Origin of the sequence: Paracandidimonas soli, from assembly GCF_004342005.1 — a bacterium.
In the GTDB taxonomy this organism is placed as follows: domain Bacteria; phylum Pseudomonadota; class Gammaproteobacteria; order Burkholderiales; family Burkholderiaceae_B; genus Paracandidimonas; species Paracandidimonas soli.
In genome coordinates this window covers 65,098-91,177 of sequence record NZ_SMBX01000012.1, presented here as the reverse complement: position 1 = coordinate 91,177, position 26,080 = coordinate 65,098, and the positions used below count along the sequence as shown (strand labels likewise).

At 62.4% G+C, this 26,080-nt stretch carries 20 protein-coding genes; 5 read left to right on the top strand and 15 right to left on the bottom strand.

Going from position 1 to position 26,080, the window contains the following annotated elements; translation table 11 throughout:
- Positions 1-848 precede the first annotated feature (848 nt).
- On the top strand, positions 849-1,490 hold the full coding sequence (locus EV686_RS17080) for a trimeric intracellular cation channel family protein (protein ID WP_132478164.1): 642 nt from the start codon (positions 849-851) through the stop codon (positions 1,488-1,490).
- A gap of 4 nt (positions 1,491-1,494) precedes the next feature.
- On the opposite strand, the gene EV686_RS17075 is transcribed toward EV686_RS17080, so the two are convergent.
- The 13 genes from EV686_RS17075 to EV686_RS17020 all read right to left on the bottom strand — a co-directional run bounded on the left by EV686_RS17075 (position 1,495) and on the right by EV686_RS17020 (position 16,848).
- A complete protein-coding gene (locus EV686_RS17075; protein ID WP_132478163.1) occupies positions 1,495-3,579 on the bottom strand; it encodes a nitric oxide reductase activation protein NorD in 2,085 nt (694 codons plus the stop codon).
- A 286-nt stretch (positions 3,580-3,865) separates the two neighbouring features.
- Positions 3,866-4,681: a CbbQ/NirQ/NorQ/GpvN family protein gene (locus EV686_RS17070; RefSeq protein WP_132478174.1), complete on the bottom strand. Its 816-nt coding sequence runs from the start codon at positions 4,679-4,681 to the stop codon at positions 3,866-3,868.
- Positions 4,682-4,694: 13 nt separating this feature from the next.
- Positions 4,695-6,113 (bottom strand): cbb3-type cytochrome c oxidase subunit I, encoded by a 1,419-nt coding sequence (locus EV686_RS17065; RefSeq protein ID WP_243650940.1) that lies wholly within the window; start codon positions 6,111-6,113, stop codon positions 4,695-4,697.
- Between the two features lie 17 nt (positions 6,114-6,130).
- Positions 6,131-6,997, bottom strand: coding sequence for a c-type cytochrome (locus EV686_RS17060; protein WP_132478162.1), 867 nt, complete (start codon positions 6,995-6,997; stop codon positions 6,131-6,133).
- A gap of 394 nt (positions 6,998-7,391) precedes the next feature.
- Complete coding sequence (locus EV686_RS17055) at positions 7,392-8,894, bottom strand: amidohydrolase (RefSeq protein WP_207901852.1); 1,503 nt, start codon at positions 8,892-8,894, stop codon at positions 7,392-7,394.
- A complete protein-coding gene (locus tag EV686_RS18740; RefSeq protein ID WP_207901850.1) occupies positions 8,875-9,141 on the bottom strand; it encodes a hypothetical protein in 267 nt (88 codons plus the stop codon). The genes EV686_RS17055 and EV686_RS18740 overlap by 20 nt, the downstream gene beginning before the upstream one ends.
- Positions 9,142-9,351: 210 nt before the next feature.
- Positions 9,352-10,692, bottom strand: a complete 1,341-nt coding sequence (locus EV686_RS17050; protein WP_132478161.1) for a TRAP transporter large permease — start codon at positions 10,690-10,692, stop codon at positions 9,352-9,354.
- On the bottom strand, positions 10,689-11,315 hold the full coding sequence (locus EV686_RS17045; RefSeq protein ID WP_132478160.1) for a TRAP transporter small permease subunit: 627 nt from the start codon (positions 11,313-11,315) through the stop codon (positions 10,689-10,691). Before EV686_RS17045 ends, EV686_RS17050 begins: the two co-directional genes overlap by 4 nt.
- Before the next feature lie 12 nt (positions 11,316-11,327).
- Positions 11,328-12,359 carry a TRAP transporter substrate-binding protein gene (locus tag EV686_RS17040; protein WP_243650939.1) on the bottom strand — a complete coding sequence of 344 codons (1,032 nt, stop codon included), beginning with the start codon at positions 12,357-12,359 and terminating at the stop codon, positions 11,328-11,330.
- Positions 12,360-12,437: 78 nt separating this feature from the next.
- Complete coding sequence (locus EV686_RS17035) at positions 12,438-13,604, bottom strand: iron-containing alcohol dehydrogenase (protein ID WP_243650938.1); 1,167 nt, start codon at positions 13,602-13,604, stop codon at positions 12,438-12,440.
- Between the two features lie 29 nt (positions 13,605-13,633).
- Positions 13,634-15,082, bottom strand: a complete 1,449-nt coding sequence (locus EV686_RS17030; RefSeq protein ID WP_132478158.1) for an aldehyde dehydrogenase family protein — start codon at positions 15,080-15,082, stop codon at positions 13,634-13,636.
- A gap of 27 nt (positions 15,083-15,109) precedes the next feature.
- Positions 15,110-15,496, bottom strand: a complete 387-nt coding sequence (locus EV686_RS17025; RefSeq protein WP_132478157.1) for an AtuA-related protein — start codon at positions 15,494-15,496, stop codon at positions 15,110-15,112.
- Positions 15,493-16,848: an acyclic terpene utilization AtuA family protein gene (locus EV686_RS17020; protein WP_132478156.1), complete on the bottom strand. Its 1,356-nt coding sequence runs from the start codon at positions 16,846-16,848 to the stop codon at positions 15,493-15,495. The genes EV686_RS17025 and EV686_RS17020 overlap by 4 nt, the downstream gene beginning before the upstream one ends.
- 284 nt (positions 16,849-17,132) lie before the next feature.
- On the opposite strand from EV686_RS17020, the gene EV686_RS17015 reads away from it, so the two are divergent.
- The 4 genes from EV686_RS17015 (at position 17,133) to EV686_RS17000 (ending at position 23,102) form a co-directional block, all read left to right on the top strand.
- On the top strand, positions 17,133-17,681 hold the full coding sequence (locus tag EV686_RS17015; protein ID WP_132478155.1) for an NADPH-dependent FMN reductase: 549 nt from the start codon (positions 17,133-17,135) through the stop codon (positions 17,679-17,681).
- A 192-nt stretch (positions 17,682-17,873) separates the two neighbouring features.
- The gene (locus EV686_RS17010; RefSeq protein ID WP_132478154.1) at positions 17,874-21,431 is read left to right on the top strand and encodes an ABC transporter ATP-binding protein/permease; all 3,558 of its coding nucleotides are present in this window, start codon (positions 17,874-17,876) and stop codon (positions 21,429-21,431) included.
- A gap of 178 nt (positions 21,432-21,609) precedes the next feature.
- On the top strand, positions 21,610-22,566 hold the full coding sequence (locus tag EV686_RS17005; protein WP_132478153.1) for a PIG-L family deacetylase: 957 nt from the start codon (positions 21,610-21,612) through the stop codon (positions 22,564-22,566).
- Positions 22,567-22,712: 146 nt separating this feature from the next.
- Positions 22,713-23,102, top strand: coding sequence for a DUF1090 domain-containing protein (locus EV686_RS17000; protein ID WP_132478152.1), 390 nt, complete (start codon positions 22,713-22,715; stop codon positions 23,100-23,102).
- Between the two features lie 50 nt (positions 23,103-23,152).
- On the opposite strand, the gene EV686_RS16995 is transcribed toward EV686_RS17000, so the two are convergent.
- Together EV686_RS16995 and EV686_RS16990 are read right to left on the bottom strand one after the other, a co-directional pair.
- Positions 23,153-23,563, bottom strand: a complete 411-nt coding sequence (locus EV686_RS16995) for a hypothetical protein (protein WP_132478151.1) — start codon at positions 23,561-23,563, stop codon at positions 23,153-23,155.
- 155 nt (positions 23,564-23,718) lie between these two features.
- Entirely contained in the window at positions 23,719-25,944 is a 2,226-nt protein-coding gene (locus EV686_RS16990) for an NADP-dependent isocitrate dehydrogenase (protein ID WP_132478150.1), read from the bottom strand.
- Positions 25,945-26,080 lie beyond the last annotated feature (136 nt).

Here is a 26,080-nt window from a genome sequence, read left to right as displayed (position 1 = left end):
AGGCGGAGGAACTCTATCACCGTACTCACCCCGCCGCCGTGCCGATGAACGCTGTACTTTAACCAAACAGCCTCCGCGATTCCCGGGGCGATTCAAACTATTTAGCAGGGAGCTCATTCTACAGCCAAGGAAATAGCTTCCAAGAAGCATTGAAACGCATAAGCTACCTAAAAGATGTCATAGAAAACCAAGACGGCTATCGCTTCTTCTATGTAAAGGGAGAACCCATAAAAAGAGAAGCGGATCTTCAATTAATGTATCGGTTAACTTGGTATGCTGATAGCGGCTTCGACGTCAATAGAGAAGTAAATAACGGACGAGGCCCCGTGGACTACAAGATCTCCAGAGGCAGCTCAGATAAAACGCTAGTCGAATTTAAGCTAGCCTCGAATTCCAAACTCAAACAAAATCTAAAGCACCAGGTGGGCGTATACGAAGCAGCGAACAATACGTCAAGCTCTATCAAGGTGATCCTGTACTTCTCCGATTCTGAATTGATAAGAACTCAAGACATCTTGAACGAGCTGGGCCTATTAGGCAGCCCAGATATAGTCTTAATTGATGCCTCGTCCACAAACAAACCATCAGCTTCAAACGTAAGAGACTAAAGCCCATGTGTACTGTACCGAAATTCGGTACAGTACAGGTACACTCCCCAGTCCCGTTTGTTTTCGATAAACTACGCTAACCCACTGATTAACAATTACTTTTGTCTATCTCAACCTACGCTCAGCTTCACCTCATTTCCCTAGACAAACACCTTTGAACGCAAACTCAAAATCCCCCACTGCAAGAGGCGTACCGCCTCCACTCCCCTCCCGCTGCTCGCCTGATCTATCATCCCAAGCATGAACGCGACCTTCGAAGCCACATCCCTGCTGCACACGCTTTTCGTGATTGCCATCATCGCTGAAGCCATGACCGCTGCGCTGGCGGCGGGCAAGCGGGAGATGGACTGGATAGGCGTCTGCCTGCTGGGGTGCGTCACGGCCCTAGGCGGTGGCTCCATGCGCGATGTACTGCTCGACCACCATCCACTGACCTGGGTCGCGCATCCTTCCTACCTGCTCCTCACGGGGGGCGCCGCGCTATTCACGATTGCCATTGCCCGTTATATGCACAAACTGAGGAACATTTTCTTGTTCCTGGACGCTGTAGGATTGGTTGTGTTTACCGTCATCGGATGCAATGTCGCGATCAGTCTGGAGCTTCCCGTGGTAGTCGTCGTCGCATCCGGCATGATTACCGGCTGCGCAGGCGGCGTCCTGCGCGATCTCTTATGCAACAGTATTCCTTTGCTATTCCGAGCCGAACTCTACGCTACCGTTTCCATTTTTACGGGCCTGCTATATATCGGCGGCTTGTCATTGGACTGGAACCACGATGGCGTGATGGCAATCGCCATGTGCAGCGGCCTAGCGTTGCGTCTACTGGCCTTGCGTTACGGCTGGAGCATGCCCAAGTTTATCTACGGCGGCAGTATCCATTAATCCGTCACCCTCCCCCCACCAATTTCCGCAACCACGCCAGCAAAGCCTTAGGCAACTCAACCGGATCCTGCAACAAAGCATACTGCCCGACTCCAAACATGCCCGGCAGGTACTTTGCAGCCTGGCGGTCTATAGTCAGGCAGAAGGGAAACACTCCCTGCATGCGAGCTTCAATAACAGCACGCCGGGTGTCTTCGACACCATAGCGGCCTTCGTATTCGTCCACATCGTTGGGCTTACCATCCGACAACAACAATAGCAGCCTGTGCTGCGCGGGCTGCTTCATCAACTGCGCCGTAGCATGGCGCAAGGCCGCTCCGCTGCGCGTGTAGTATTGCGGCTCCAGCGCGGCAATACGCAAAGCAATATCTGGCCCGTGCGCTTCGGAAAAATCCTTGATGTGCCGCACTGTGACGCCCTGGGACCCCTCGCCCGAGAAAGCCTGGATGGCGCAGGGCTCGCCCATATGTTCCAGGGCGATGGCGACCAGCAGCAGCGCTTCGCGCTCAACATCGATGATGCGGCGGTTGCCGGACAGCCAGGAGTCGGTGGACCCGCTGATGTCGACCAGCAGCATGATGGCCAGGTTGCGCGCCTGGGGACGCTGCTGCCGGTACAGGTTCTGGGGTACGGGCAGTCCGGCCCTGGCGTCGGCGCCGGCTTCTATCCAGGCGTCCAGATCAATGTCGTCGCCGTCGGCCTGGCGCTGCAACCATTGGCGTTCGGGACGCAGGACGTCGAAGTGGCGGCGTATGGTGTGGAGCATGCCGCGGTGCCTGGCCAGGGTGCTGTCCACCCAGGCTTGGGAGCCGGGTTCGGCGGGAAGCAGGTGTACGGCGGCGCCGGGGTGGCGATAGCCGCCCAGGCGATAGTCCCATTCGGGGTAGCGCAACAGGCGCTCGGTCGCCGACGCCGGCGTGCTTCGGGCAGAGGCGCGCTTGTCGGGCGGGTCGTCCGACAGCAGTATTTCCTTGGCGGGCGTGGGGCTGCTGACCAGCCTGGCCTGCTCCAGTTCCGACAGGGCGTCGGCGTATTCCTCGGCGGCGGTGTCCTGGTCGCGGTCGGCCGGGCGCTGCATCCCCATGGGGTCTTCGGCCTTTTCCAGCGGGTCGGCGGTCTGCACCATCCATACGCCCTGCTTGTCGTCGTCTTCGTCTTCATTCGCCTTGCGCTCTTTGGGGCTGCGCGGCAGGCGGGCGCTGCGTGCGGCGTCGCTGCGCAGGTCGGCCAAGGCCACGTCCTCAAGGGAGTCCGCGCCCGGGTCGGCGGGGGGAATGAGATCGCCGGTCCAGAGGTCTTTGAAGACGGCGTGGGTATGCGGAGTCTTGTCGCTTGCAGGCCGGAATCTGGCGCCGGCCTGCGCCGGGTCGCGGTCCATGGCCTGGACGAACAGGCGTGCCTGCCGCAAGGAGTCGGCGGGCGATGCGCACAGGGGCAATCCGGGCGTGTCGCCCTGCGCCTGATCCGGGGCCGGGTCCGCCGCCAAGGCGGCGCGCAGGCGGATTTCGATTTCGCGGCAGGCCGCGGGCAGCCGCTCCACAGCCGGGCGCCCGGCCAGCACCTGCCGGCGCAGGGCCGTCACCGCCGGCGCCATGCCGGGCAGCCGCAGCAGCAGTTCATGGTCGCAAGCCTGCGCCTCCAGGAGCAGATAGAGCGCCTGGGTGCGCGGACACAATGGTTCGCCTGGGGCGGCCAGGACGTCGGCGCTGCCGCGCAAGGCGCGCATGGCCTGCAGCAGCGCCAGGGTGCGAAACTGCCGCAAGGCTTCGGTCCAGTCAGTGCTGCCCAGGCTGTTGGGCAGCCAGATGGCGCGTCCGTCGGTGGCGGGCAAGGCCGATGCGGACTGCGCTACGTCGTACCGGTGAAACAGGCTCTTCAGAAATGTGGGCGCGGCCGGGACTTGCGCCACTCTAATAGGATAGCTGCGCTCGAAGACGGCACTGATCAGCAAGTCCAGCCGAGCGGCGGCCTGCGCCAGGATGATGGGGCGAGGCGCATCGGCCTTGCCGCGCCGGCGCAGCCACAGTTCGCGAGCGTAGATGGTGGCGTGCCGGGCCGCATCGGTGATGACGTCTTCCGCTTCCGCCATATATCGCTCCGCGTTTACCGGTGAAGAACTCCGACCCAAGGGCCAGAGTACCACTTCGTGGCCCGCCTCGCGGCCTGCATGCCGCTCGGATTCGCAGGCAGCAGACAGTCCATTGGGACTGTCTGCTGTCCTGGCTCATCCACCACAATACGGGGGGCGCCTTCGGCGCCGCATGGGTACTGCCTCGCTCGACCTCGGCCTGAAGGCCGAGGCTTGCGCTTAGGCGCGTGGTCAAGCCTGCCGGTACGGTTCAGGATGCCCTCCAGTCGAATCGTATCGGCAGACATCAGGGAAAAGTGAGTTCAACCAAGTCCGTCATGGCGCCCACCAGCGCGGCGTCGTCGGACAATGGAGCAATGAGCGCCACCCGGCAGGCGCGCCGCACAGGAATGCCGCGCCCGATCAATTGGGCCGTGGCCACCAGCAGGCGAGTGCTGGGCACTTCGGCCAGGCCCCGGTCCTGCAGGCCGCGCAGCTTGTGGGCCAGCTCCACCAGGGCGCGCGCCTGGGAGGGTTCGATTCCGCTCTCCCGAACGACGATTTCGGCTTCCCGGTCGGGAGGCGGGAATTCGAAATCCAGGGTCACGAAGCGCTGGCGGGTGCTGGGCTTCAGGTCTTTCAGCATGCGCTGGTAGCCGGGGTTGTACGACACGACCAGTTGAAAGCCGGGCGCGGCCTCCAGCATCTCGCCGGTCTTGTCTATGCTCAGCGTACGCCGGTAGTCGGTAAGCGAATGCAGGACTACGACGGTGTCCTGTCTGGCTTCGACGACTTCGTCCAGATAGCAGAGAGCGCCCGCGCGCACGGCGGCGGTCAGCGGGCCGTCCTGCCATATCGTGCGGTCGTGCCTGATCAGATAGCGTCCGATCAGGTCACTGGCGGTCAGGTCGTCGTGGCACGATATGGTGACCAGCGGGCGACCCAGCTTCCAGGCCATGTGCTCCACGAAGCGCGTCTTGCCGCAGCCGGTCGGGCCTTTGAGCATGACGGCCAGCTTGTTGTGATGGCACTGCTCGAACAACTCGACCTCGTCGCCGGCGGGCAGATAGAAAGGCTCGACAGCGAGCGGCGGAGCCAAGGCTCCGCCCTGCGCATTCTGCATCGCGGCACCCTCTTCAACCAATCTGTTCATTGGCCAACGAACCCTTCGCTGCGCCCGAAGCCTGGGCGACGCCGCGTCCCGGCGTCGCCGTCACGGGCGCGCCGTCTTCCAGCGGCACCTGGCGCGGCGGATAACGGAAAAAGTCGTAGATGAACAGCATGGCGCCAATCACGAACACCGAGGCCGTGGCAACCAGCATCAGGAAATGCACCTGTATCTTCAGCTGCACGTCCAGATAGCCTATGCCCATCACGCGCTCCAGGTAGACCTGGCCGATGCCGGCCGTGGCGAAAGACAGCGTCATGCCGAACATGCCGGCGATCTGCAGCCAGAAGGCCCACATGCCCAGCGAGGTGCCCTCTTCGGGCCGGCCCTTCGTCATCGTGGGCGCGGCGTAGCTGATGACGGCAAGCACGATCATGACATATGCGCCATAGAAGGCGGCATGTCCGTGCATGGCGGTGATCAGTGTGCCGTGCGTCCACTTGTTGATTTGCGGGAAGGTATGGGCCAGGCCCAGCAGTCCCGCGCCGAACAGGGTGAAGACGGCGCTGCCGATGGCCCAGTGCAGAGCCAGGATATTGGGATGGCGCACGCCGGTCCGGCGGATGGCGAAGTAGGCGTACATGGCCATGCCGACCAGGGCGACCGGCTCGAGCGCGCTGAAGAAGCCCCCCAGCGGCAGCCAGTAGGACGGCACGCCGACCCAGTAATAGTGGTGCGCGGTACCCAGGATGCCGGCGATGAATACCAGTCCGACGATCACGTACAGCCATTTTTCCAGCACTTCGCGGTCGGCGCCCGAAAGGCGGATCAGCAAGTAAGCAAGGAAGGACCCCTGGATCATTTCCCATACGCCCTCCACCCACAGGTGTATGGTCCACCAGCGGTAGAAAATGGACACGACGTAATTGGAGTAGTGCAGCAGTGCCGGCACGTACAGCACGGCCGAACTGGCCAGGCCCAGCAGCAGCACGCCTTCGGTGGTGGTAAAGCGGCCCGAGCGCTTGATCGTCATGCCGATGTTGTAAAGGAAGATCAGCATACAGACGACAATGAGCAGCTTGTTGGGCAGGGGCTGCTCCAGCAGCTTGTTGCCGGTGCCCAGGCCGAAGAAGTAGCTGATGATGGCGGTCACGCCCATAATGGCCCACAAGGCCAGCTGGATATAGGCCAGCTTGACGCTGTACAGCTCGGTGCGCGACTCGTCGGCCACGATCCAGTAGGTGGCGCCCATGAAGCCGGTCAGGACCCAGACGATGAGCAGGTTGGTGTGCACCGTCTTGGTGACGTCGAAGGGCATGATGTTCAGCAGCGGGTCCGGCCCCAGGTACTTGGCCGCCGACAGCAGGCCGAATACCAGTTGCAGACCGAACAGGATGAGCGCCAGGGCAAAATACCAATAGGCGACGGATTGAGATCTGTAACGCATGGTGGCTCCCCGACGATTTACTTGAACGATTTAAGGTAGGCGACCAGTTGGTCTATCTGCTCATCGCTGAGGTCCTGGCCATAGGTCGTCGGCATGAAGGACGTGCCGCCGGCCGAGTACATTGCACCCGGATGCAGGTAGGCGCTGGGCTCGACAATGGATTCGCGTATGAATTCCTCCACCGTGGTGGCCTTGCCCTTGTAGTCGCCGGACTTCAGGGTGTCTTCGGCCATGGTAGCGATGTTGGCCAGCGACGGCCCCGCCAGGTTGACGCCGGGCGCCATGCTGTGACAGGCCGCACAGGTCGGCACTGCGGTCTTGAACAGGGCTTCGCCCAGCGCGATGGGGTTGTTGTCGCTGCTGACGGGGCGGGCGCCCGGCGGCAGCCCGCTGGCTTCGGCCTGGCCCTCGCTGCTTTGCTGCGTCAGGCTCAGGTCGGTGCCGGGGATGGAGCCGCCCGCCACCAGGATGGGCCGCGGCGGCCAGCCCTGGTTGTCGACCTTGCTGACCCAGTCCATGAAGGCGATCACATCGGCGATTTCGCCGTCGGTCATATTCAGGTTGGGCATGATGCGCCGGTGCGTCTGTTCGTTGTAGAACTGCGCCGGATCCTTCAGGAAGGCCGTCAGGTAAGGCGTGCCGCGGTGCTGGGTGATCTTGGTGAGATCGGGCGCGTAGTAGGCCCCTTCGCCGAAAATCGTATGGCAGTTGATACAGTTGTAGTTGTGCCAGACGTTCTGGCCGCGCACTACGCTGTCATCGATGTTGTCGGAATTGGTGAGGGTGGGAAACTGCCGGTGGCTGTCCACCGTCAGGCCGAGGAAAATGACGGAGGCGATGGCCGTGGAGGCGATCGCGAATATTCGCGTCTGGCGCTTGTTCATGGCGTGCCCCTTATACGCCGATGCCGGACCAGTAGCGAATTCCGGTTATACAGGCATACAAGATGGCGGCGACCATCGATGCCAGCACAACCCACCCTACGATTCTTGCAATCCTGTAAAGCCCGTCTGCCTGCATCATGGCGCTTCCCCTTATTCTGGTTCAATACCTCACATGCTCAAGACCGCGCATAAAGACTGGACTAAATGATCGGTCTCCCATCCTTATAATCATTACCCTAGCGCAAAGATCTCCGCGGGTATGTAATAAATTGATTCGGAACTGCCCGCAATGAGGATATTACCTTCCAATGGCCGTGAGGCGCCAAAGCAATGCGGCAGCCCCCCCGATCCAGCGGGTTGACCGGGGCGTTTCCGAGGGAAAGCCAGGCAGCGCCTACTGCGCCGCGTACACCTTGACGCCGGCAAAGTAAGTCTCCAGCACCTGCGTCTGCTTCAACGACTCGGCGTCAACCTCCAGCACATCACGGTCAACGACAATGAAGTCCGCCTGCTTGCCTGGCTCCAGCGAGCCTATCTTGTCCGCCAGGCCTATGGCCTGCGCAGCGTGGCGGGTATAGGCCAGCAGCATGCTGGTCTTGTCCAAGCGCTCGGCGGGGTTCAGGCCGCCGCCCGGCCCGTGGCGCGTCATCGCATGATGCATGGCCTCCCAGGGGTTGGCCGTCGAAATCGGCCAGTCGCTGGCGCCAGCGATCACCGCGCCCTGCCTTTGCAGCGATCGCGCCGGATACTGCCCCATGAATTCCGTCTCGCTCAGATAGGGCTTGACCAGATCAAGCAGGTAATTGTCCATCTCCGCCCAGTGCAATTGCATAACGGCGATGACGCCCAGGCGCGCAAAGCGCGGATAGTCATTGGCATCCACCAGTTGCAGATGCGTGATGGAGTGACGCACACCGCTGTCGCGATGCTCGCGCACAGCCTCGAAGGCATCCAGGGACTCGCGCACGGCACGGTCGCCCAGTGCATGGATGTGTACCAGCCAGCCTCGCGCATCGGCCGCATCGACCAGGGCCTGCAAGCCCTTGCGGGTCAGCAGCATCTCGCCCCGCTTGCCTGAATTACTGTACTCACCCAGCAGGGCTGCGCTTTGCGCCGGGTACTCCAGCACGCCATCGGCGAATATCTTGATGCCCGGCATGGTCAGGTTCGGCGTGCCCTGAAATTGCTCGCGAACGGCATTCAAACGTTCGAGATCCGCTGCATCGCTGAGCGGGCTCGCCACCAGCAGGGCCGCCACATGCGCACTCAAGCCGCCCGCCTCGGCCAAGGCGCGATAGGCTGGCAAAATACCTGTCCCCGTACTGCCGGGCGCGCGTGCAAACAGCGCCTCGCCCGGACCTGCGTTAGCTGCCGGATCCATCCAGGCCGTAATGCCATAGCGGTTGTTGGCGCGCACTGCAAACTTGCCTGCCTCCAGCAGCAGGTCCTCGTCGGGCTTGGGCAGTTGCAAGGTCACCAGATCAACTCCGGCATCAACCAGGACGCCGTTCGGCTCGCCGTCGGTAGCCACGCCCACGGTATGACGCTGCGACGCCGTCAGGCCGCGCGCATACGCTGCATCGATGCCGGCTTTGGCGCGCATGGCGCGATTGACCCAGGCAGTGTGCAAGTCCGAGCCCATCAGCAGTAAAGGCTGGGACATCCAACTGCCGACGTCGAAGACCTCGGCCAAAGCCTGCGGGTTCTTCCAGGTGGCGGGGTTCACACCGAAGACCACCAGGGGCCGGTCCGCGTCACTGCGCGTCTCATCGCGCCAGGCCTGCACTCTCTGCCTGACGCTGGCAATATCCAGCTCCTCGTCTTGCAGATTGGGCGACAAGGCAGCCAGGCCGCCTATCACCGCATGGGTGTGCGCATCAATCAGGCCCGGCAGCACGCGCCCTGCCTTGCAGATCCACTACCTGCGTATGCGGCCTCTTGTGAGCCAGGACTTCATCCTGCTCGCCTATGGCCAGGATGCGGCCTCCCTCCACTGCAAACGCCTGGGCCGCGGGCCTGGCCTCATCGGCAGTAAACACTTGGGCATTAATGAAGATAGCGTCAGGCGCGGCATGCGCCGTCATTATCACTCCGACCAACAAGCCGACCGCCACCGATACGCCCCGCGCTGTTGCTGTGGACATGCGCAATCACTCCTCTTTTCTTTCATGTGTTTCTTGTTTTTCAAAGGCTTCGGTGGGCGAGCTTGAAACACCTGCACTCAAACCCGAATCCGCAGGTTTGCATATACGCCATGATCTTGCACCGGATCACCGATTTGGTCCGCATAGCTTAGCCCGAAGCACACGCCGCGCGCCAGTGCCGACTGCTATCACAACACAGTCCTCATCCTCCTATAACGCCTTGGGCAACCACAAAACAATCGCAGGAAACAGCGCAATCATCAGCACCCCGAACAACTGCATCCCCACGATCGGAATCACACCCTTGTAAATATCCACCGTGCTGATATTCGCCGGCGCGATCCCCTTCAGGTAGAACACCGCATACCCGAACGGCGGCGTCAGGAACGAAGTCTGCAGATTCACCGCCACCAGCACGGCGAACCAGATCAGCACATCGGCCTGGCTATGGAAGCTGTCGCCAAAGTCCAGCCCCGCCACGACAGGGGTGAACAGCGGCAGCACCAGAAAGGATATCTCGATCCACTCCAGGAAGAATCCCAGCACGAAGATCAGCACCATGATGCCCAGCACCACCATGTATGGGCTGACGCCGAACGAGCCGACGATGTCCTCGATCATCGACTGCCCGCCCAGCCTTTTGAAGACCAGGCTGTAGGCGGTGGCTCCTATTGCGAGGAACAGGATCATCCCGGTCGTGCAGGCTGTGGAGCGCAGGCTGTCGACCAACGCCGGCATGGGCAGCTTGCGCTTGGCCAGCGCCAGCAGCAAGGCGCAGCCCGCGCCAATTGCCGCACCCTCCGTCGGGGTCGCGATGCCCAGCACGATCGATACCAGCACACTGGATATCAGCAGGGCGGGTACGATCAGATCCCGCAACACCCGCAGCACAATGCCCTTCACAGGCAAGGCCTCGGTCACTTTGTTCGCGGGAACCTTGTGCGGCTGGAACAACGCGTTGTAGATGATATAGAGCACATAGAACCCCGCCAGCATCACGCCGGGGATCAGGGTGGCGGCAAACAGGTCGCCTACAGGCACCTGCATGACATCGCCGAATACCACCAGCATGATGCTCGGCGGCAGCAGGATCCCCAGGGTTCCCGACCCCAGGATCGTGCCTATCGCGACCGTTTTGTCGTAATTGCGCTTGAGCATCAGGGGCAATGCCAGCGTTCCCATCAGGACGACGGATGCGCCGATGATTCCCGTGCTGGCGGCCATGACCAGGCCGATGATGATCACGGCAAGCCCCAGCCCGCCGGCCCTGCCTCTGAACAGTTTCTCCAGCTCGAGCAGCAGGCTGTCCGCTATCTTGGATTTGTCCAGCATGACCCCCATGAAGACAAACAGGGGAATCGCCGCCAATATCCAGTTTTCCAGCACGGAGCCGAACACCCTGTTCGTGACCAGGGAAAACGATGCCAGAGGCACATCCCCCAGGAACATGAACAATACGGAAAGTCCGCCCAGCAAGAAGGCGACCGGATAGCCGGAGAAAATTCCGGCGATCAATGTCAGGAGCATGAGCGAGGGTAAAAAGTAGGTCATGCCTGCTCCTTCTGCTGGTTGGCTTCATGCCCGGAGAGGTTTTCGGCCCGGATGCCGGGCTCGATCAGCCATGCCACGTTGCGCAGCACGCGTCCCGCCGCGCAGACCAGAATCAGCGCGCTGCCCAGGGGCAATACGGCTTTCACCAGATAGCGATCGACCAGCCCTCCGCTGTTGGACTGTTCGGCAAAACCGTACGACATGCCAACAAAGTCTATGGAAAACCAGAGCAGCAGCCCAAAGAACGGCATCAACAGCAGCAGATCGCCGCATATGTCGATCACGGCCTTGGTGCGCGCGGAAAACCGGGATGCCGCCACGTCAACGCGAATATGCTGATCCATGGACATCGTGTAAGCCCCCGCCAGCATGATCAGCAAGGCGAACAGATGCCACTGAAGTTCGGAAACCCCCGTCATGTTGAGATGGTCGCCAAACAGGGGAATCATGAAACCCCACTTGAACAGGTGGCTCCAGCCAAGCTGGGCGCCCACAATGGAAAAGATGACCACGATGGTAAGAACCAGAATGATCCAGGCGCCGTATCGGCCCGGCAAGGCGCTGATTCTCATCAACGCCTCGCCGAAAGCCGCCAGAGCGCGAGCAGTCGATCGCTGACGCATTGCGGCAACTCCTTAGTTGATCTGCTGCAGCGTCTGCCAGCGCCCGGAACGATCCATGTGCGCCTGCAGGGATTCATGTGCTTCCTTGAAGATGGCGTCCTTGGCGGATTCTTCCGCCACGACCTCGTCCGATGCCTTGCGCAGGCCCTCCAGCACATCATCAGGCAGGCGCTTGATCTGCACGCCCTGCTCCTCCAGGCGCTGCAAGGCGGCAATCTGGTCCTGGACGCCATTGGACAAGGACCAGAAGACCGTCGAACGGCATGCCGCGACGACTTGCACCTGCTGCTTCCCGCTCAGGCCATCCCATGTCTTCTTGTTGATGATCACCGAGTTGATGCTGGAAGGCTGATGCCAGCCAGGGAAGTAATAATTCTTGGCTGCCTTCTGCAACTGGATGGTTTCATCGATGGAGGGAAGCGAGAATTCCGCGGCATCTATTCGCCCACGATCCAGGGAGACGAACACTTCGCCGCCGGGAATCATCTGGGGCGTCACCCCGACCTTGCTGAGCGCCCGGCCGGCCAGTCCGCCGATACGCATCCTGAGCCCGTCCAGGTCTTTCATGGATTCGATATCCTTGCGGAACCAGCCGGCCGGTTCCGTCGGCGTGAAGGAGCAAGGCAGGAACTTCAGGTTATGGGCATCGTAGGCTTTCTGGATGATTTCCATGCCGCCGCCTTCCCACATCCACTCGGCGAGGATATCGGGCGTGGGACCAAACGGCAAGGCGCCGGCCAGATTGGCGACAGGAATGCTGCCTCCCCAGTAACCGACCCAATCGTAGCCGGCCTCGACCGCGCCGCTGCTCACCGCGGACAGCACCTCCAGCGCCGGCACCAGCTCGCCGGCGCCGTGGATGTTGACGGTCAGATCGCCGTCGCTGATGTCTTTCAATGTGGCGGCAAAGTACTTGAGCCCCTCGCCAAGAAACGGCATGTCCTTGGGGTAGGTACTGGCGATTTCCAGCGACTTCGCCATTGCCACGGGGCCGGACAAGGCAAGGCTTGCGATGACGGTGGTCGCCAATATCATTTTTTTCATCTTCATCTCCTATCCAGGGTGGATTGCAAAAATAGTGCCAGGCACGTTATGTTCTTTGTATCTTCACAAAAACAAGCTTCAGTAAATCCTGCGGAACAGCTCCCTGAACTCCTCTTCCGTGGTGTAGCGAGGATTCCAGCGGTTGTAGTCGGCGGCATAGCTTCTTCTGGCCAGCTCATCCAGGGCGTCTTCCGTTACGCCGACGTCGCGCAGGCGCTCGGGTATGCCCAGGTCGCGGCATATTCCCCCGATGGCCTCTACGGCGCCCTGCGCCCGGGCCTGCTCCGATTGCCCCGTGCCGCCGGCGTTCAGGATTTCAGCCACATGCGCATAACGCTCCTGCCGAGCGCTCAGGTTGAACTCGGCGACGACAGGCAGGCAAACCGCATTCGCCAGGCCATGGGGGACATGGAACAGGCCGCCCAGCGGCAGGGCCATGCAATGCACATTGCCCAATCCGGTGACGCCGAAGGATAGCGCCGCCATCGACGAGCCCGACAGCATGTCCAGCGCCGCCTGCGTGTTCTTCCGGTCCGCGACAAACTCCCTGATGCTGCCGGAAATCAGCTTCATGGCATGGATGTTGACGGCATCCGAAAAAGGGTTCGCCAATTTGGACAGATAGGATTCGAATGCGTGTACGAAGGCATCGATCCCGGCATAGGCGGCCACGTGCGCGGGCATGGACGCGACCGCCAGGGGGTCGAGGATGGCGACCTGCGCCGGGCAATACGTCGCGTGGCGGATCGCCATCTTCACGTCGCGGGAGGTGTCGGTAATGACGCAGGCGCCGGAAACCTCCGAGCCTGTGCCGGCCGTCGTCGGCACGGCAATCAGCGGCAGGGGCGGAATCCCGAACTTGTCGATGCCCTCATAGTCGGCGATTTCCCCGCCGTTGGTCATCAGGATGGCGACGGCCTTGGCGAGGTCGATGGTGCTGCCTCCGCCGATGGCGACCATGGCCTCGGCCCCGTGCGCCTGGCAGCGAGCAAACGCCAACCGGACCGCAACATCCTCGGGATCCGGCGTGCCCTCGGCAAAAACCTCGAAGGAGATGCCGTCATCGCTCAGTCCCGATGAGATAGCCTGCACGATCTGGCTTTGCACCAGCGCAGGGTCCACAACGAGAAACACACGGGCTGCGCCTCTTTCCTTGACCAGGGAGGGAAGCTGCCGATGCGTGTCCACACCGAAAACCACCTTGGTGGGGCACGAAAAAGAAAAACCGGTCTTGGCCATTGTCATTCGCCTTTGCTTTGCATGCCTTGATATGTTCAGGACTCGATACGGATGCAGATATTCTTTACCTGCGTGTAGGACAGCAGCGCATCCAGCCCCTTTTCACGCCCGAAGCCCGATTTGCGGTAACCGCCGAAAGGCAGCTCGACCCCTCCTCCGGCGCCATAGCAGTTGATGAATACCTGCCCGGCCTGGACACGCCGCGCGATCCGATGGGTGGCGCCGACATCCTTACCCCATACCCCCGCAACGAGCCCGTATTCCGTGGCATTGGCGATCCTGACCGCTTCGTCCTCATCGTCGAACGCCACGATGCTCAGCACGGGACCGAAGATTTCCTCCTGGTGCACGCGCATGCCGGCCCCGACGTCGTCCAGTATGGTCGGCATGACGAAACTGCCTGCCGCCATATCGGTATCGCCCTGCCATACGCCGCCCTGTATCACCGTTGCGCCTTCCTGCCGGGCGAGGTCGATATATCCTTCCACCTTTTGCTGCTGGGCGCGGCTGACCAGGGCCCCGATATCCGGCTTCTGCAGCCCTGGACCGACTTTCAGTGTCTTGAGCAATGCGCTCAAGCGCTCGACCAGCTTTTTGTGCTGGCTGCGATGCACCAGCACCCGCGTCCCGGCCGAGCAGGTCTGTCCGGCGTGAGGAAACGCGGCTTTCAGCAGCAGGGGCGCGATGGCATCCACGTCGGCGTCCGGCAGGACGATATTGGGAGATTTCCCTCCCAGCTCCAGCAGGACGGGGACAATGTTTTCCGCCGCGGCGCGCATGACATTGCGACCTGTCTGCACAGAGCCCGTGAACACGAGCAGGTTGATGTCCGAATGCGCCGCCAGCGCCGCCCCGGCCTCGTGGCCCAAGCCAGTCACCACATTCAGCACACCTGCGGGCAAGCCTTCTTCATGACAAATGCGCGTCAGGGCCAGGACGCTCAGGCATGCCAGTTCGGCCGGCTTGACGACGACGGTGTTTCCTGTGGCCAGCGCCGGAGCAATGCCGCGGCATGCAATCTGCAGGGGGTAGTTCCAGGGAACGATCTGCGCCGTCACTCCCATGGGCTCGCGCACGGTGAAATCGAAAAACTCCGTCCCGATGGGGATGGACGCCCCCTGGACCTTGTCGGCAATGCCGGCGTAATACTCGAAAAAGCGGGCCGCAGCCACGGCATCCGCCTGCGCCTGCTGCAAGGGCTTGCCGGTATCCAGCGATTCCAGTCTTGCCAGCTCCTCCTGCTCGTTCAGGATGCGCCTGGCTATTGCCGCCAATAGGCGGGCGCGCTGCGCCGGCAGGCTATCCGCCCAGGCCGGCAATGCCTGCCTGGCGCTTGCCACGGCGGCATCGACGTCGGCTTCCCTCCCCCGCGCGATCTCGGCAATAAGAGAGCCTGTTGCCGGATCAAGAACCTCCACATAGCCGCCGGAGCTGGCGGGCGCCCAGACGCCATCGATAAAACAACCATATTGGGTCAACTGCATATTCTTTCCTCTTCGAAAACAGGATGATTACTTCATCGCGTCATTTGCTGTCTTTGCAATGTCCGGCAAAGCAGCACGCATTTTTTCGGGAATGCCGACAGGCATATCCAGCAAATGGAATGACAGGCCTTTGCCATGCGCATCCAGGTTCAACGCATGGTTCACCCCGCCGTCCAGCACTCCCTCCAGCACCAGGTTGAGCGCTTGCAGTCCAGGCAGCTCATAGCGCAGCACACGGACGGGATGGCGATCGGCGAACCATTCCGTCACGCGCTTTACAGTCACCTCTTCCAGCAAAACCGCGTAGCATGCCGCATCCCACGCGATGACGCTGATGCTGGATATATCTCCTTTGTCTCCTGTGCGGCTATGGGCCAGCCTGTACAGGGGAACCTCCACCATGGAACCACTCATTCCCGCCCCCTCATCCAGTACCAGCCTGCCCGCACCAAGGCGCGCGGAATGGTGCACGACATCATGTGCAGGCGCGGCTGCAGGCTGGTCCGTACTCCGCCCCCGCCCGCAGGCCCGCAGGTATACAACGCCGTCACTTCCTTGGGAACCCGTTGCGCGACGGATTTTTCCTCATGGATGGCGGCAACGCGCAGGCGCACATCGCGACGCTGCAGATCGGGCTCCCTGGCCAGCATTCGTCCGGCGTCGTCTCCAAGAATGCTCAGCGCGCCAATCAGGTCGATACGCAAAGGCAGCAGATCCGCGATGCGGCAGCGAACGATCTCCGCGGCAAGCCTGGCCCTGGCTTCCGCCTGCAGTCCCGCATAGGAAATCTCAGCCTCGGCCAGCCACCCGCCCCGATAGCAGACATTCACCTTCAGTTCATCCGGCCGGGCATGTCCGGTCACGCCATGGACCGCCACCTCGTCCTGGCCGACTTCCTCCACATAGGCCTGGCTGAAATCCGCCACGACGTCGGGCGTGAGATAGCGCGCGGGATCATGGACTTCGTACAGCAACTGTTCCTTGACCGTGCGCGCATTGACATACCCGCCGGTATTCTGAGCCTTGCTCACAGTGAAGCTGCCGTCCTGCAGGATTTCCACGATGGGCATGCCGACCGCATGCAGGTCCGGCACGTCCTTCAGGCCCGGAACGGCGAAATAGCCGCCCGTGACCTGGGCGCCGCACTCCAGCAAATGGCCGGCAATCGTTGCGCAGCCCAGCTGCGCCCAGTCGTCGGCCCGCCATCCGTGCTGCGCCAGGGCGGGCCCCAGCACCAGGGAAGGATCGGCCACCCGCCCCGTCACCACCACCTGGGCCCCCTCGGACAATGCCTCGGCAATTTCGTGGGCGCCGATGTACGCGTTGGCGCTCACGACATCCACCTCATCCAGTGCAGCCCCCAGACGCTCGCGCAGCGCCTGACGCTGCTCTGGCGTTTCCAGCTTGTCTCCGAACACCACCGCCACGCGGGGCTCGGACAGCCCCTGCTGGCGGGCGATCTCAAGAATGCACATGGCCGCGGCGCGGGGATTCGCAGCCCCGAAGTTGCCGACGATGGGAATATGATGACGCAGGCAGTCTGCCAGTATCGGAGAGATCAGGTCATGGAGCTGGCTCTCGTACCCCGCTTCAGGATTGCGGTCCAATTCCAATTGCGCCAATGCCAGGGTCCGTTCCGCCAGCGTTTCAAACACCAGAACGCCGCCGCCCTTCGCAATCAGCGTCTGCACCAGCGGGATGGCACCATCAGCCCTGTCGCCGGAAAACCCCGTCGCACAACCGACCCGACAGATCGTATTGCTCATGCGTCTCCTCTTTCTATTAATCTTTTCATACATCAAAACCGCACTGGCATGGCTTTGACGAAAGCCACTATAGTCCCTGCTGAATCATCAGTAAAATAGAAAGATCAAATCAATTAATAAGAAAATCAGATAAATAACCACAGCAAATACTTTGGCATCTTCCATCCGTACCGGAAGACCGGCAGCCGTTCGGCACTTCCCCTGGCCGTGCATATATGCCATGCTTTACCGGTAAACCGAACATACAATCGTTCAACCGCTTGCATGAAAAGACCGAGGTTCCAATGACACCCAAGAAAATCGCCCTGATCGTAGGCAGCGCCCGCAAGGCATCCATCAACCGCATCCTTGCCAAGGCGCTGGTAAAACTGGCCGACCCCTCCCTGCAATTCCAGGACATCCGCATCGACGATCTGCCTATCTACAACGGCGATCTCGAGGACAACCGTCCTGAAACCGTCAACCGCTTCACGTCGGAAGTGGCCGCTTGCGATGCCGTCCTGATCGTCATGCCGGAGCACAATCGCTCCCTCCCCGCCCTGCTCAAGAACGCGATCGACTGGGGCTCGAAGCCCGCTGACGCCAATGTCTGGCGCGACAAGCCTACGGCCATCTGCGGCGCTTCCCCCGGCGCCATCGGCACCGCCGTGGGCCAGCAGCATCTGCGACAGATCCTGGGCATCCTGGGCGCGACCGTCATGGGCGGCGAAACCTACATATCGTTCAAGCCGGGGCTGATCGACGACGACTACCAGGTCACCAACGCATCGACGCGCGAATTCCTCTCCGCGATGCTGAACAAATTCTCTACACTGATCCAGAAACTGACCTGAATAGACCACCCTGCCTCGTCCGAAGGGCAATCGACATAAGCCTCCAGGAACAAAAGGCCCTCGCCATCGCAAACCCGATGGCGAGGGCCTTTCCCGTCAGAAAGGCAGTTCGCCCCGGCAATCAACACACGCCCTTTGCCAAAGACACTCCCCTACGCCTCAAGTAAGATACCCAGGTCGAAAGGAGTTGCCATGTATTTTGATTTCCGCCTGTGGCGCATGACTGCCGGGCTGCGCTCACGGATGGCCGGCGGCGTGCTTCTCGGCCTGCTTGCCTTGCTGGCCGGTATCGCCCGCTATGTATTCCTGGGCCAGTTGCTGGCCCGCGTGTTCGACCAGCAGCCTTGGCAACAATGGCTGACGCCTGCCCTGCTGGCAGCCGCGATGATCCTGTTGCGCGCCTGGCTGGATCATCTGCGCACCGTGGAGGCCAACCGCTGCGCCGCCACGATCCAGCAGACCCTACGCGCCGGCCTGTACGATCGCATCGTCGCGCTGGGCCCGGCCTGGTTCGCCAACCAGCGCACCGGAGGCGTGATGCTGACCGTGATCGATGGCGTGGAGCAGTTGCAGACTTTCTTCGGCCGCTACCTGCCCCAGGTCGCGATCTCGCTGATCGCGCCGCTGGCCATTTTCGCCGTGATCGCGTTCTGGGACGTGCCCACTGCTGCGGTACTGCTGGTCGCGGCGCTGTTTTCCCTGTTCGGTCCGGCGACTGTGCACGCGCTTGACCGGCGCGCCAGCCAGGCGCGCTCAAAGGCCCTCAACCAGTTCGGCGAGGATTTTCTCGATGCTGTGCAGGGCTTGCCCACGCTCAAGGCCTTCGGCCAGGGCAAGAGTTTCGGCCGCCGCCTGGCCGAGCGCGCCCGCCATCTGTCGGACCAGACATTCTGGGTTCTGTCGGTCAGCGTGCTCACGCGCGGCATCAGCGACCTGGGCGTGGCGCTGGGCGCCGCGCTTGCCATCACGCTGGGCGCAGCACGGGTGATGAGCGGCGAGATGAGCCTGGAGGCTCTGCTCATCGTACTGATGGCCGGCACGGAAATTTTCCGGCCCTTGCGCGACCTGCGCGCGGTGCTGCACCAGGGCATGCTCGGACAGTCCGCGGCGGCCAGCATCCATGCGCTCAACGATGCCCGCCGGGCCGACGAGCAAACCGAGAGCGGATTGGCGCCGGCGCGGCTGGATCCCGCCATCCGCTTCGACGATGTCATGTTCTCGTACCAGCCCGAGCGCCCTGCGCATCGCGGCCTTAGCTTCGAGATCGCGGCAGGCGAGCGCGTCGGCGTGGTCGGCCCCAGCGGCGCCGGCAAATCCACCATCGTCCGCCTGCTCCTGCGCGAGGCTACGCCGCAGGGCGGAAGCATATCCGTGGGTGGATACGACGTGCGCGAGCTGTCCCCGGACACCCTGCTCTCGCACATCGCCCTGGTCAGCCAGGACATCACCTTGTTCCATGGCACACTGGACGAGAACATTCGCCTTGGCCGCCCCGACGCGACCCGCGAACAGGTGCGCGCGGCAGCCCGTTCCGCCAACATCGATGACTTCATCATGTCTCTGCCCGACGGCTACGAGACACAGCTGGGCGAGCGCGGCCTGCAGCTGTCGGGCGGGCAGCGCCAGCGCGTCGCCATCGCCCGCGCGCTGCTGCGCGACGCGCCCATCCTGATCCTCGACGAAGCCCTGTCCTCGGTCGATTCCGAGAACGAGGCCTTGATCCAGCAGGCACTGGATCGCCTCATGGCCGGACGCACGACGCTGATCCTCGCGCACCGCCTGGCCAGCGTGATCGATACCGACCGCACGCTGGTGCTGGACCAGGGTCGCATCGTCGAGTCCGGCACTCACGAACAGTTGATGCGCAACGACGGCCTGTACCACCAACTGATGCATGAGCAGGCCTCAAGCCGGCAGGCGCCGGCCATGGCCGAAGCAAAGCAATCGCCCTCCGCAACGACCAGCGCCTCCGCCGAGCCAGCGGCGCGAGCGCTCGACGAAGACGCCGCGCAGATCGGCTGGCGCGATGTCCTTGCCACGTTGCTGTCCGTGGTGCGGCCCTGGCGCGGCACGCTGGCCGCCACCATCGCGCTCGGCGTGGCGCGTGTGGCGGCTTTCATCGGCGTGGGCGCCCTGAGCGCGCTGGTCGTGGCGGCGCTGCGCAACGGCGAGCCGACCGGAGGACTGATCGCTGCGCTGCTGATCGTGGCCCCGCTAGCCGCGCTGTTCCACTGGCTGGAGTCCTGGCTGGCGCACGCGATGGCCTACAAGCTGCTGGCGAAGATGCGCATCGATCTGTTCGACAAGCTCGAGCAGCTTGCGCCCGCCTACCTGCTGGAGCGCCGTTCGGGCGACCTGGTCGCCCTGGCCACGCAGGACGTGGAAATGATCGAGTACTTCTACGCGCACACCATCGCGCCGGCGATCGTATCGGTCGTGGTGCCCGCCACCGTGCTGGGCTTCCTGGCCGTCTACAGCTGGCCGGTGGCCTTGGCGCTGCTGCCGTTCCTGGCCTATGCCCTGCTGTCTCCGGTACGCGGCAGGCGGCGCGTCGATGCGCTGGGCGAACAGGCCCGCGGCGCGCTCGGGGAGATGAGCGCGCACATGACGGACACCATCCAGGGCCTGGCGGATCTCACCGCTTTCCAGGCCACGACTCAGCGGCGCGAGCAGTTCCTGAAGATCGCCGAGCATTACGGCATCCGGCGCCGGGCCATCCTGAACGACCTGTCGGCGCAAAGCGCCTGGTTCGAGGTCGCCATGGGCCTGGGCGGCCTGGCAGTGGCGGTTGCGGGCGCGCTGATGGCCGGCACGGGCGGGATCGATCCGGTCATGGTGCCGCTGCTGGTGCTCGTGGCGCTGGCAACCTTCCTGCCCGTTTCCGAGATTTCCCAGGTGAGCCGGCAACTGGCCGACACCATAGCCGCGAGCCGGCGGCTGCACGTGGTAAGCAACGAACCCGTGCCCGTCACTGACGGCCCTCTCCGGCTGACGCGCACGCAAGGCGGGCTGCCGGTCGAATTCGACCAGGTCGGCTTCCGCTATGCGCGGGCATCCCGGCCCACGCTGGACTCCCTCTCCTTCCAGCTCCGGCCCGGCGCCACGACGGCGCTGGTGGGATCTTCCGGCGCGGGCAAGAGCACGGTCGCCAGCCTGATGCTGCGTTTCTGGGATGTGGACGCCGGCGCGATCCGCATCGGCGGCATCGATGTGCGCGAGCTCGAACTGGACGACCTGCGCGATCATGTGGCTCTTGTGACGCAGGATACCTACCTGTTCAATGACACGCTGGCGGCCAACATCCGGCTGGCCCGCCCCGAAGCCAGCGAAGAGGAAGTCCACGCCGCGCTGCAGCGAGCGGCACTATCGGATTTCGTGGCGGCGCTGCCGCAAGGCCTGGAAACGCGGGTCGGCGAGCGCGGCATGCAGTTGTCGGGAGGCCAGCGCCAGCGCATTTCCATCGCCCGCGCCTTCCTGAAGAACGCGCCCATCCTGATCCTGGACGAAGCCACTTCGCACCTGGACACGCTGAGCGAGATCCAGGTACGCAGCGCCCTCGACACATTGATGCGCGAGCGTACTACCCTGGTGATTGCTCACCGGCTCTCGACCATTCGCGAGGCCGACCAGATATTGGTACTGGATCAAGGGAAACTGGCCGGGCAGGGGACGCACGACGAGTTGCTGGCGAGCGGCGGCGCCTATGCCCGGCTGATCCGGCACCAGGCGCAAGGGAGCATGACAGTCTGATCAGGTCAATAGCCAGCACCATCGACTCACGTAGCAGCACTCAATGGTATTGTTGTCTTCGGCATCGCCCTGTTAAACCTGATGCCGCGATTAGCGGGCTTAACGGCGGCGTTGCGATATACTGCTGCGCGGCGACCTCATTCGAGGCCGCCAACCTGCTACGGCACACTGCTCCATCATGCCCCCCCTTTCGGCTTATCGCCTGTTGCGCACCATTTCCCTGCCAGCGCTGCTGGCAGTCGGCATTCTCCACGCTGCCGCCCAGGCCTCTCCCACAGTCCCCACGTCCCCCCAGCCCGACTGCAACGGCATCCGGGACCTGGCATTCGTCGCCCATATGGACGACGACCTGCTGTTCATGAATCCGGACATCGACGAGGCCATCCAGGCGGGCGGCTGCGTGCGCACGGTCTACCTGACTGCCAGCGAACGCAACGAAGGCGCAGACTACATGCGCAACCGCGAAAGCGCGGTGCGCGCCGCCTACGCCTTCATGGCGGGACTGCCTGACGACTGGATTGCCGATACGGTGCAAGTTGGCGCCTACCGGCTGGCCGGTTTCACGCTGCGTGCCAACCCTCGCATCCAGCTGTGGCACATGCGGCTGACCGACCCCTGGCTGGGCAAGGGCTGGGGCAGCCTGACGCCACTGAGCCGGGCGGAATCCATTCCCGGGCACACTGTGGAGACGCTGGAGGAGCAGCCTCAAAGCTACACGCGCGCGTCGCTGATCGATACACTGGCAAGCATCATCAGGGACTATGACCCAACTACCGTGCGCCGTATGGACGACACCATTGCCATTGCCTACACCGAGCTATGCTGGCGCTGCCCTGGCCACGACCACCCGGATCACATTGCCAGCGCGCGGCTGACGCGCGAAGCCATGATGATTGCGCCAGGAGTCTATGACGGCATCGGCTATGTCGCCTATCCGACCCAGGAATACGCCTCCAACCTGTCGCAGGCCCAGATCACGCGAAAGACAGAAGTATTCCGCCGCTACGCCTGGGTCGATTACCGCTACTGCAGGGGTCCGGAGAACTGCCATCAGCCTGTCGGCCCGTCGGAGTCATGGGTACGCAGCACCTATCAATTGCCACGCAACGACCAGAACATCGCGGCACGACAATAACCAGCGCCAACTCGAAAGCAAGGCCGGAACTTCTGCAGGGGAAACAGCAGATTCCCCCCTAAAACATCGGCTTTGCCCGCCTCATGTGGTTCCGGCCCGGTTTCAGGTAACATCTTCAGCATTCCGTATTTTCCAGAGATGAAATAATGGCAACCAAGCATCTGGCCGCCCTTTTGCTGATGTGCGGCCTGGTTACTCCTGTCATGGCGTCCAATCCGGCATGCGACCAAAAGGCATCCGAGCTGGAACGGCAGATCCAATATGCCAGAGAGGCAGGCAACAACCATCGCGTAGCCGGCCTCGAGAAGGCGCTCTCCGCGGTCCGCAAGAACTGCACCGATGCCGGGCTCATCCGGGAAAAGAAACATGACATCGCCGAGCAGGAAGACGACATCGACGAAATCCTTGAAGATATCCGGGAAAAAGAATCCGAAGGCCGATACGACAAGGTGAAAAGCCTCGAACGCAAGCTGGAGCGCGAGCGGGCAGAGCTGGAGCATCTGCGGCAAGAGCTGTCAACGCTCGAGAAGCGCTGAGAGTATGAAAATGCCTCCGCGGAGGCATTTTCATTTTCCCTGTGGAGAAGCTATCGCTGCGAAGAAGACTCCATCCGCACGTGATCATGCCCGCAATGGCCGCATTTCCTGCGGGGCCATGGCGCATACGTGGTGAAAAAGCCCTGGCTTCCCTGAAAGGCGGAAAGGCCGCAATCAGGGCAACTGAAAAAGACCATGGAGGCAACTCCATGGCCCAGCCAGAAGAAGATGCCTGCCACGGTTCCGAATGGCCCGAGCAACTTTTGAAAAAGCGGCAGCCAGTAGGGAAACGTGAGAAGAACCACGAAAGTCCAGATCGCGAAGATCCATGCTTTCTTGTAGAGCGACATCCTTCCCCCAAAAAATGCCCCCACGCTGCGCCTTTGGCTTGCTGCCTGGCGCGACATCTTGGCTTGTGGCCCCACCTCGCGGCCTGCATGCCGCTCGGATTCGCCAGGCATGCAACAGTCCGCAGGGGACTGTTGCATGTCCGGGCTCATCCTAGGGGCGGCCCGGCGGCAAAAAAATTTCGGCCCAGAAAAGGGCCGGAATCAGCATCGCTATCTAGAGCGAAGGCAGGAGCCGCGTGTTGCGCGGCTCCTCCTCCCTCACATCATCATAGCGCAGCCAGCGCCGCGTTCAGCGTGGCGCTGGGGCGCATCGCCTTGGCGGTCAGCCCGGTGTCGGGACGATAGTAGCCGCCGATATCCACGGGCTTGCCCTGGGCCGCGGCCAGCTCGGCCACGATCTTGGCTTCGTTCTCGGACAAAGTCTTGGCCAGGCCTGTGAACTGGGCGGCCAGGGCGGCGTCCTCGGTTTGGGCAGCCAGCGCCTGCGCCCAGTACAGGGCCAGGTAGAAGTGGCTGCCGCGGTTGTCCAGGCCGCCGACCTTGCGGGCGGGCGACCTGTTCTCGTCCAGGAACTTGCCGGTGGCCTGGTCCAGAGTCTTGCCCAGCAGCTTGGCCTTGGGATTGTTGTAGGTCTGGCCGAGGTGGTCCAGCGACGCGGCCAGGGCCAGGAATTCTCCCAGCGAATCCCAGCGCAGGAAGCCTTCTTCGACGAACTGCTGCACGTGCTTGGGAGCCGAACCGCCGGCGCCCGTTTCGAACAGGCCGCCGCCGGCCATCAGCGGCACGATGGACAGCATCTTGGCGCTGGTGCCCAGTTCCATGATCGGGAACAGATCGGTCAGGTAGTCGCGCAGCACGTTGCCGGTGACCGAGATCGTGTCCTGACCGGCGCGGATGCGCTCCAGCGAGAACCTGGTGGCCTCGACCGGCGGCAGGATGCGGATATCCAGGCCGCTGGTGTCGTGTTCCTTGAGGTACTCCTCGACCTTGGCGATCAGTTGAGCGTCATGGGCGCGGGCGCTGTCCAGCCAGAACACGGCGGGAGTGTTGCTCAGGCGGGCGCGAGTGACGGCCAGCTTGACCCAGTCGCGCACCGGCGCGTCCTTGGTCTGGCACATGCGCCAGATGTCGCCGGCCTGGACGGAGTGCTCGAGCAGCACGTTGCCGGCTTCGTCGGTCACGCGCACCACGCCATCGGCGGGAATCTGGAAGGTCTTGTCGTGCGAGCCGTATTCCTCGGCGGCCTGGGCCATCAGGCCGACGTTGGGCACGCTGCCCATCGTCACCGGATCGAAGGCGCCGTTCTGCTTGCAGTCGTCGATGACGGCCTGGTAGATGCCGGCATAACAGCGGTCCGGGATCACGGCCTTGGTATCGTGCAGTTCGCCGTCCGGACCCCACATGCAGCCGGAGTCACGGATCATCGCGGGCATGGAGGCGTCGACGATCACGTCGCTGGGCACGTGCAGGTTGGTGATGCCCTTGTCGGAGTTGACCATCGCCAGTTGCGGACGCTTGGCGTATTCGGCCTGGATGTCGGCTTCGATGGCGGCGCGCTGCTCTGCCGGCAGAGACTGGATGCGGGCGTACAGGTCGCCGATGCCGTTGTTGGGATTGAAGCCAGCCTGCTCCAGCACTTGCGCGTGCTTGGCCAGGACATCCTTGTAATACACCGACACGACGTGGCCGAACAGGATGGGGTCGGAAACCTTCATCATAGTGGCCTTCAGGTGCACCGAGAACAGCACGCCCTGCTGCCTGGCGTCTTCCACCTGCTCTTCCAGGAAGCGGCGCAGCGCCTGGCAGCTCATGACCGAAGCGTCGATCAATTCGCCGGCCTTGACGGCGGTCTTTTCCTTGAGGACGGTCTTGGCGCCGTCGGCGGCGGTCAGTTCGATACGCACCGAGCCTTCGTTGGCGATCAGCGCGGATTTTTCGCTGCCGTAGAAATCGCCGCCGCTCATGTTGGCGACATGCGACTTGGAGTCCTTCTTCCAGGCGCCCATCTTGTGCGGGTGCTTGCGGGCATAGTTCTTGACAGACAAGGGCGCGCGGCGATCGGAGTTGCCTTCGCGCAGCACCGGATTGACGGCGCTGCCCTTGACCTTGTCGTAACGCGCCTTGATGTCCTTCTCGGCATCGTTCTTGGGCTCGTCCGGATAATCCGGCAGCTTGTAGCCCTGCTGCTGCAGTTCCTTGATGGCTGCCTTCAGCTGGGGCATGGAAGCGCTGATGTTGGGCAGCTTGATGATGTTGGCTTCCGGCTTCGTGGCCAGCTCGCCCAGTTCGGCCAGCGCGTTGGAGATCTTCTGCTCGTCGGACAGGAAGTCCGGGAATACCGCCAGGATGCGGCCCGCCAGGGAGATATCCCGGGTTTCGACGGCCACATCCGCCGAGCGGGTGTATGCCTCGATAATGGGCAGCAGGGAGTAGGTCGCCAGTGCGGGCGCCTCGTCAGTAAGGGTGTAGATGATCTTCGACGTCGTGGACATATTGGTTAGCTCGCTCTAATACGGAAGAATGGCCGGCGACCCGCTACCGGCTGACAAAGGGCGCGACACAGCCGCCCTGTAGGACGGCAGTACTCTTCTATTATATATAAGATATGAGCCAGAGCGAATTTCCCTT

Excerpts from the sequence above, each read along its gene's own strand:
- EV686_RS17080 (WP_132478164.1), top strand. The coding sequence starts at position 849 with ATGAACGCGACCTTCGAAGCCACATCCCTGCTGCACACGCTTTTCGTG.
- EV686_RS17075 (WP_132478163.1), bottom strand. The coding sequence starts at position 3,579 with ATGGCGGAAGCGGAAGACGTCATCACCGATGCGGCCCGGCACGCCACC.
- EV686_RS17070 (WP_132478174.1), bottom strand. The coding sequence starts at position 4,681 with ATGCAGAATGCGCAGGGCGGAGCCTTGGCTCCGCCGCTCGCTGTCGAG.
- EV686_RS17065 (WP_243650940.1), bottom strand. The coding sequence starts at position 6,113 with ATGCGTTACAGATCTCAATCCGTCGCCTATTGGTATTTTGCCCTGGCG.
- EV686_RS17060 (WP_132478162.1), bottom strand. The coding sequence starts at position 6,997 with ATGAACAAGCGCCAGACGCGAATATTCGCGATCGCCTCCACGGCCATC.
- EV686_RS18740 (WP_207901850.1), bottom strand. The coding sequence starts at position 9,141 with ATGTCCACAGCAACAGCGCGGGGCGTATCGGTGGCGGTCGGCTTGTTG.
- EV686_RS17050 (WP_132478161.1), bottom strand. The coding sequence starts at position 10,692 with ATGACCTACTTTTTACCCTCGCTCATGCTCCTGACATTGATCGCCGGA.
- EV686_RS17045 (WP_132478160.1), bottom strand. The coding sequence starts at position 11,315 with ATGCGTCAGCGATCGACTGCTCGCGCTCTGGCGGCTTTCGGCGAGGCG.
- EV686_RS17040 (WP_243650939.1), bottom strand. The coding sequence starts at position 12,359 with ATGAAAAAAATGATATTGGCGACCACCGTCATCGCAAGCCTTGCCTTG.
- EV686_RS17035 (WP_243650938.1), bottom strand. The coding sequence starts at position 13,604 with ATGACAATGGCCAAGACCGGTTTTTCTTTTTCGTGCCCCACCAAGGTG.
- EV686_RS17030 (WP_132478158.1), bottom strand. The coding sequence starts at position 15,082 with ATGCAGTTGACCCAATATGGTTGTTTTATCGATGGCGTCTGGGCGCCC.
- EV686_RS17025 (WP_132478157.1), bottom strand. The coding sequence starts at position 15,496 with ATGAGTGGTTCCATGGTGGAGGTTCCCCTGTACAGGCTGGCCCATAGC.
- EV686_RS17020 (WP_132478156.1), bottom strand. The coding sequence starts at position 16,848 with ATGAGCAATACGATCTGTCGGGTCGGTTGTGCGACGGGGTTTTCCGGC.
- EV686_RS17015 (WP_132478155.1), top strand. The coding sequence starts at position 17,133 with ATGACACCCAAGAAAATCGCCCTGATCGTAGGCAGCGCCCGCAAGGCA.
- EV686_RS17010 (WP_132478154.1), top strand. The coding sequence starts at position 17,874 with ATGTATTTTGATTTCCGCCTGTGGCGCATGACTGCCGGGCTGCGCTCA.
- EV686_RS17005 (WP_132478153.1), top strand. The coding sequence starts at position 21,610 with ATGCCCCCCCTTTCGGCTTATCGCCTGTTGCGCACCATTTCCCTGCCA.
- EV686_RS17000 (WP_132478152.1), top strand. The coding sequence starts at position 22,713 with ATGGCAACCAAGCATCTGGCCGCCCTTTTGCTGATGTGCGGCCTGGTT.
- EV686_RS16995 (WP_132478151.1), bottom strand. The coding sequence starts at position 23,563 with ATGCCTGGCGAATCCGAGCGGCATGCAGGCCGCGAGGTGGGGCCACAA.
- EV686_RS16990 (WP_132478150.1), bottom strand. The coding sequence starts at position 25,944 with ATGTCCACGACGTCGAAGATCATCTACACCCTTACTGACGAGGCGCCC.